Genomic DNA, 7219 nt, shown 5'->3' with positions numbered 1-7219 from the left:
CAGGTTCCGTCAGCTGACCAGCGACGGAACCGTTCGTAGACCGTCTTCCACGGCCCATACCGCTCGGGCAGATCCCGCCAGGCCGCACCCGTGGAAAGCTTCCACAGGATGCCGTTGAGGACCTGCCGCCTGTCCCGCACTGGACGCCCCATCCGGGGCGGAGCCAACAACGGTCCGATGACTTCCCAGGCCTGATCAGTCAGTTCATGACGTCGCACCACGAACGCAGTAACGACCAATCGACATTGCGGACACGCCCTAGGGGGTGTCTTGTCGATCAGCCCGGCGTGATCGGCAAGACACCCCCTAGCCCCCGTACGCCCCGCTCGCCGTCAGACGCAGCGCCGTGTCGATCAGGGGGACGTGGCTGAAGGCCTGGGGGAAGTTGCCGACCTGGCGCTGGAGGCGCGGGTCCCACTCCTCCGCCAGCAGCCCCAGGTCGTTGCGGAGCGCCAGCAGCCGCTCGAACAGCTGGCGCGCCTCGTCGACCCGGCCGATCATCGCCAGGTCGTCCGCCATCCAGAACGAGCACGCGAGGAACGCCCCCTCGTCGCCCTCGAGGCCGTCCACGCCGGCCTCGCCGCCCGTCGTCGGGTAGCGCAGGATGAACCCGTCGGGCGTCGACAGCTCGCGCTGGATGGCCTCGATCGTCCCGATCACCCGCTTGTCGTCCGGCGGCAGGAAGCCCATCTGCGGGATCAGCAGCAGCGAGGCGTCCAGTTCCTTCGAGCCGTACGACTGGGTGAACGTGTTGCGTTCCTTGTCGTAGCCCTTCTCGCACACGTCCTGGTGGATCTCGTCGCGCATCTCGCGCCACCGCTCCAGCGGGCCGTCCGCGTCCCCGCTCTCGATCAGCTTGATCGTGCGGTCCACGGCCACCCACGCCATCACCTTCGAGTGCACGAAGTGGCGGCGCGGGCCGCGCACCTCCCAGATGCCCTCGTCCGGCTGGTCCCAGTGCTCCTCCAGGTAGCGGATCAGCTTCAGCTGGAGCACCGAGGCGTAGTCGTTGCGCGCCAGGCCCGTCATGTGGCCCAGGTGCAGGGCCTCGGTGACCTCGCCGTACACGTCCAGCTGGAGCTGGTGCGCGGCCCCGTTGCCGACCCGGACCGGCCGGGAGTTCTCGTACCCGGGCAGCCAGTCCAGCTCGGTCTCGCCGAGCTCCCGCTCGCCCGCGATCCCGTACATGATCTGCAGGTTCTCCGGGTCCCCGGCGACCGCGCGCAGCAGCCACTCGCGCCAGGCCTGGGCCTCCTCGCGGTAGCCGGTGCGCAGCAGCGAGGAGAGGGTGATGGCGGCGTCGCGCAGCCACGTGTAGCGGTAGTCCCAGTTCCGGACCCCGCCGATCTCCTCCGGGAGGGAGGTGGTGGGCGCGGCGACGATGCCGCCGGTGGGGCCGTACGTGAGCGCCTTGAGGGTGATCAGGGAGCGGATCACGGCTTCGCGGTAGGGGCCGTGGTACGTGCAGTGGTCGACCCACTCGCGCCAGAACGCGGCCGTGGTCGCCAGCGCCTCCTGTGCGTCGGGGGTGTCCGGGGCGCCCTTGTGGGAGGGCTGCCAGCTGATGCAGAAGGCCTTGCGGTCGCCGGGGCCGACGGTGAAGTCGGAGTACGTCGTCAGGTCCTTGCCGTACGTCTGCGCGTCCGTGTCCAGCCAGACGGAGTCGGGGCCCGCGACGGCGACGGTGCGCCCGTCGACCTTGTGCACCCAGGGCACGACCCGGCCGTAGCTGAAACGCATGCGCAGAGCGGAGCGCATCGGGACGCGCCCGCTGACGCCCTCGACGATGCGCACCAGCTGCGGCGCGTGGTCCTCGCGGGGCGGCATGAAGTCGGTCACGCGGACCGTGCCGCGCGGCGTGTCCCACTCCGATTCCAGGATCAGCGAGTCGCCCTGGTAGCGGCGGCGGGTCGCCGCGGGGGCCGCGGCGCCCCCGGGGAACGCCGGGCCGATGCGCCAGAAGCCGTGATCCTCCGTTCCGAGGATGCTCGCGAAGACGGCATGGGAGTCGAAACGGGGCAGACACAGCCAGTCCACCGATCCGTCCCGGCAGACCAGTGCGGCGGTCTGCATGTCCCCGATCAGTGCGTAATCCTCGATGCGCCCGGACACGTTAGATCTCCCAGTCGAACGGCCACGTCCGCCCCGAAGGGCGCTTGCATTGCGCGGTTGCGCGGTCCCGTGGGTATGGATCCCCGCACTGAGCTCATGATTCCGGATGCGGCCGGGTTACGCCGTCTGCCGGACTGCTCGGCGGCGATGTGATGCGATATCCGAGCAGGATATGACGGCACCCTAGTGATCTCCTGAAGTCCGAGGACAATGTGTCTAGTCCGAATGGGTGACCTGGGGGAATGTCGACGTGACCGGCCCGGGGGCTGCCGGTGGCGCTCCGTCGAGCGGTCGTGGCGGCGCGTGGCCGGAGGCGGACCGGCCCGGGCGCTGATAGGCTGGTACCCCGTGGACCGGTGGTCTGCCTGTGCGAATCAGGAGCCCCGAAACCGCAGCTTCGGCGCCCCCTGAGAGCCTCCGGTTCGATGGTGGCCGGCGCCGGACGCACCTCACTTCGCGACCACGGGAGCCCCCTCTTGGCGATGCCGCCCAAATCCATGACGACCAAGCACATCTTCGTCACCGGGGGTGTCGCTTCGTCCCTCGGCAAGGGCCTGACGGCCTCCAGCCTGGGTGCGCTGCTCAAGGCGCGCGGCCTGCGGGTCACGATGCAGAAGCTCGACCCGTACCTGAACGTCGACCCGGGCACGATGAACCCCTTCCAGCACGGCGAGGTGTTCGTCACCAACGACGGCGCCGAGACCGACCTGGACATCGGCCACTACGAGCGCTTCCTCGACGTCGACCTCGACGGCTCGGCCAACGTCACCACCGGCCAGGTCTACTCGCAGGTCATCGCCAAGGAGCGGCGCGGCGAGTACCTCGGTGACACCGTGCAGGTCATCCCGCACATCACCAACGAGATCAAGCACCGCATCCGCCGCATGGCGACCGCGGACGTCGACGTCGTCATCACCGAGGTCGGCGGCACCGTCGGCGACATCGAGTCGCTGCCGTTCCTGGAGACCGTCCGCCAGGTCCGCCACGAGGTCGGCCGCGACAACGTCTTCGTCGTGCACATCTCGCTGCTGCCCTACATCGGCCCCTCCGGCGAGCTGAAGACCAAGCCGACCCAGCACTCGGTCGCGGCCCTGCGCAACATCGGCATCCAGCCCGACGCCATCGTGCTGCGCGCCGACCGCGAGGTCCCGACCTCCATCAAGCGCAAGATCTCGCTGATGTGCGACGTCGACGAGGCGGCCGTGGTCGCGGCGATCGACGCCAAGTCGATCTACGACATCCCGAAGGTGCTGCACACCGAGGGGCTCGACGCGTACGTCGTGCGCAAGCTCGACCTGCCGTTCCGCGACGTCAACTGGACGGTGTGGGAGGACCTGCTGGACCGGGTCCACAACCCCGACCACGAGGTCAAGGTCGCGCTCGTCGGCAAGTACATCGACCTGCCCGACGCCTACCTGTCGGTGACCGAGGCGCTGCGCGCCGGCGGTTTCGCCAACCGCGCCCGCGTCCAGATCAAGTGGGTCACCTCCGACGACTGCAAGACCCCGGCCGGCGCCGCCGCGCAGCTGGCCGACGTGGACGCGATCTGCGTGCCCGGCGGCTTCGGCGACCGCGGTGTCAACGGCAAGGTCGGCGCGATCACCTACGCCCGGGAGAACAAGATCCCGCTGCTCGGCCTGTGCCTGGGCCTGCAGTGCGTGGTCATCGAGGCCGCGCGCAACCTGGCGGGCATCGCCGAGGCGAACTCCACCGAGTTCGACGCCTCGACCCCGCACCCGGTGATCTCCACGATGGAGGAGCAGCTGGCCTTCGTCGAGGGCGCGGGCGACCTGGGCGGAACGATGCGCCTGGGCATGTACCCGGCGAAGCTCGCCGAGGGCTCGATCGTGCGCGAGGTCTACGGCGACCAGGCGTACGTGGACGAGCGCCACCGCCACCGCTACGAGGTCAACAACGCCTACCGCGGCGAGCTGGAGAAGAAGGCGGGCATCGTCTTCTCCGGCACCTCCCCGGACAACAAGCTCGTCGAGTACGTCGAGTACCCGCGCGAGGTGCACCCCTACCTGGTGGCCACCCAGGCCCACCCGGAGCTGCGCTCGCGCCCGACCCGGCCGCACCCGCTCTTCGCGGGCCTGGTCAAGGCCGCGGTGGAGCGCCAGCAGGCCGCGAAGGCCAAGTGACGGTCTGACCGCATAACGTAGACGGCCGGGGCACGGAACGTGCCCCGGCCGTCGCGTTCGCGACGCGTCTTCTCGGAAGGTACGGGGTACGGGTCATGGCCATGGGCATCGCAGACGCCGGGGAGTCGTGGGAGGTCATCGCCTCACGGACCCCGTTCGAGGGCGCGAAGACGGCGGTCCGCTCGGAGCAGGTGAGGATGCCGGACGAATCGGTGGTGCGCCGGGACTACCAGGTGCACCCCGGATCGGTGTGCGTGCTCGCCCTCGACGAGGACGGCGGCGTGCTCGTGCTGCGCCAGTACCGCCACCCCGTACGCCACAAGCTGTGGGAGCTGCCGGCCGGGCTGCTCGACGTGCCCGGTGAGAACCCGCTGCACGCGGCCCAGCGGGAGCTGTACGAGGAGGCGCACGTCAAGGCGGAGGACTGGCGGGTGCTCGCGGACTTCTTCGCGTCCCCCGGCGGCTCCGACGAGGCGATCCGGATCTTCCTCGCGCGCGGCCTCTCCGAGGCGGAGGGGGAGCGGTACGAGGTCTCCGAGGAGGAGGCGGACATGGAGGTCGCCCGCGTCCCGCTCGCGGACCTGGTCCGCGGGATCCTCGAAGGCCGCCTGGGCAACCCCGGCCTGGTGACGGGCGCCCTGGCACTGTCCGCCGCACTCGCCGCCCCGGGCGGCCTGGACGCCCTGCGGCCGGCGCAGGCCCCGTGGCCGGCCCGCCCGTACGAGGTGTGATCCTCCCTCTCCGGGCCCGCGGGAGCGTGGTGTGACGATCCGCTGATCCGATCGGGCGATGTGTCCGCCGCGCTCCACACGGGTCGTCGCTCTGCGTGAACTACGCTCGCAACCCGAAGGCAGGGAGAGGAGCGGATCCGTGACGGATTTCGTCGGGCGGCGGCGTGAGCTCAAGGAGCTGCGCGAGGACATCGCACGGACCGGGCTCGACACCCTCTCCGGACGCAAGGCCAAGTCACCCAGGGCGCGCGTGCTGCTCGTCGCCGGGCGCCCCGGGTCGGGGCGGACCGCCCTCGCCGAGGCGTTCGTCCGCGAGGTCGGCGAGGACTACCCCGACGGGGTCCTGCGCACCCGCCTCACCACCCCCGGCGGGCAGACCGTCGCCACGGAGCGGGCGATCCGGACCCTCCTGGAGGGGCTCGGGGAGCCCACGCCGCCCGGCGCCGCCGAGGACGAGCTCAGCTCCGCCCTGCGCGCGGCCCTCGCCCACCGCAAGGCGATCCTGCTCGTCGACGACGCCGCCGATCCCTACCAGGTCGACGCCCTGCTGCCGGACACTCCCGAATGCCTCGTCGTCATCACGGCCGAGGGGCCGCTCACCGGGATTCCGGATGTCCGCCCCTGCACCCTCGGCGGGCTCGACACCCCCTCGGGGGTCCAGCTGCTGGCCCAGCGCATCGGGGACACCCGGATCACCGTCGACCCGCGCGCCGCCGAGGGCCTCGCCGAGGAGTGCGGGGGCCAGCCCGCCGCGCTGGCCCTGGTCGGCGGCTGGCTCGCCGCGCACCCCAAGGCCGCCGTCTCCGACGTGGCCAAACAGCTCCACGACATGCCGCCGGGCACTAGCGGGCCGCTGGGCCGCGGCTTCCGGCTCGTCTACGAATCCCTGCCGCAGCCCGCCCAGCGCACCCTCCGGTTGCTGCCGCTCGCCCCCGCCGGGATCGTCGACTCGCACACCGCCTCCGCCCTCGCCGGCTGCTCCGTGGCCGCCGCCCAGTCCACCCTGGACGACTTCGCCGGGCTGGGCCTCCTGCGCCCGGCCTCCGACGGGCTCTTCCTGCTGCCCGGCTGCCTGGTGCCGCTGATCCAGGCCCTGCTGGAAACCAAGGAGCGCGCCGGCGAGGTCGAGCTGGCCCGGGCCCGCATGCTGGAGCGCACCGTACGCCTGCTGCACTCCTGCCGGGTCATGGCCGAGCCCGACGACGAAGGGGCGGACGGGGCGGACGTACGGGAGCGGCTGGAGGGGCTGCCGCGCGCGCTGCGCTTTCCCGACCGGCGGGCCGCCGCCAAGTGGCTCGACACCCGGCTGCCCGCACTGTCCGCGGCCGCCTCCCTGGCCGTCGCCGACGGCGGGCTGGACACCCTGGCCCGCCGGCTGGTCGCGGCCCTCGTACGGGCGCTGGCCGAGCACCGCGGCACCGCCGGGGCCGCCCCCGAGCTGTACGGGCTGCACCGCCTGGTCCTGGACGTGGCCGAGCGCCGCGGCCTGCACCGGGAGCAGGCCGCGGCCCTGCTGAACCTGGCCGACCTGGACGCCGAGACCGGCCGCACCCAGGAGGCGCTGGAGCGCTACCGGGCCGCGCTGGACGCGGGAAGGGCGGCGAACGACCCGTACGCGACGGGCCGCGCGATGGAATCCGTAGGCGGCGCGTACCAGGAGCTCGCGGACTGGCACCGGGCCGCCGACTGGTTCGGCCGGGCCCTGGCCCAGGCACTCGCGCGCGGGGAGCGGGCGGACGAGGCCCGGCTCTACGGACGGCTCGGCAACGTGCACACGTACGCGGGCCGCTACGGGGACGCGCTGCGCAGCTGGCGGACCGCGGCCGCGGGGTACCGGAAGCTGGCCGATGTACCCGGCCAGGCAAAGGCGTTGAGCGAGATGGCGCGAATCCAGGAGTACGCCGGGCGCCCCGAGGAATCGCTGCACACCTGCCGCGAGGCGGTGGAGCTCGCGCGCCGGGCCGGGGACCTGCGGCTTCAGGCCGCGCTCCAGGTCCGCCTCGCGGACACTCTCGACCGCCTCGGAGACCCGGCCGCCGCGAGGCTGCACCGGTCCGCAGCCGACAGATTGCTGGGAGACGACCCCGCAGCCTGCGAAATCCGTAGTGGTTCCGACTGAGATTATTGGTTTGCAAGGCTAGACAGCGCGTCGTCCTTCATTAGACTGGCTTCACCACGACATCCCGTGGTGCATCCCGTTGCGCGTTCTTGTGGGCGGGTATGTATGGAAGTGCC

Annotated in this window: 5 protein-coding genes; 3 read left to right on the top strand and 2 right to left on the bottom strand. The window is 71.6% G+C overall.

All coding sequences use genetic code 11. The features are described 5' to 3' along the window. Window positions 1–221 (bottom strand): transposase (locus ACFY1T_RS13790; protein ID WP_390788287.1); only part of this gene is annotated, 221 nt, incomplete at its 3' end. An 85-nt stretch (window positions 222–306) separates the two neighbouring features. Next, window positions 307–2112 carry a glycoside hydrolase family 15 protein gene (locus ACFY1T_RS13785; protein ID WP_030870678.1) on the bottom strand — a complete coding sequence of 602 codons (1806 nt, stop codon included), beginning with the start codon at window positions 2110–2112 and terminating at the stop codon, window positions 307–309. A gap of 482 nt (window positions 2113–2594) precedes the next feature. Here ACFY1T_RS13785 and ACFY1T_RS13780 point away from each other — a divergent pair, with 482 nt between their 5' ends. From ACFY1T_RS13780 to ACFY1T_RS13770, 3 genes are all read left to right on the top strand, one after another. Continuing rightward, complete coding sequence (locus ACFY1T_RS13780; RefSeq protein ID WP_390788286.1) at window positions 2595–4253, top strand: CTP synthase; 1659 nt, start codon at window positions 2595–2597, stop codon at window positions 4251–4253. A 101-nt stretch (window positions 4254–4354) separates the two neighbouring features. After that, entirely contained in the window at window positions 4355–4984 is a 630-nt protein-coding gene (locus tag ACFY1T_RS13775; RefSeq protein WP_390788285.1) for an NUDIX domain-containing protein, read from the top strand. A 58-nt stretch (window positions 4985–5042) separates the two neighbouring features. Continuing rightward, complete coding sequence (locus tag ACFY1T_RS13770; protein ID WP_390788284.1) at window positions 5043–7103, top strand: tetratricopeptide repeat protein; 2061 nt, start codon at window positions 5043–5045, stop codon at window positions 7101–7103. Window positions 7104–7219 lie beyond the last annotated feature (116 nt).

The organism is Streptomyces sp. NPDC001194, assembly GCF_042896985.1.
Classification (GTDB): domain Bacteria; phylum Actinomycetota; class Actinomycetes; order Streptomycetales; family Streptomycetaceae; genus Streptomyces.
Note: the sequence above shows the minus strand (reverse complement) of the source record. Positions and strands in the feature narration are given on the sequence as shown.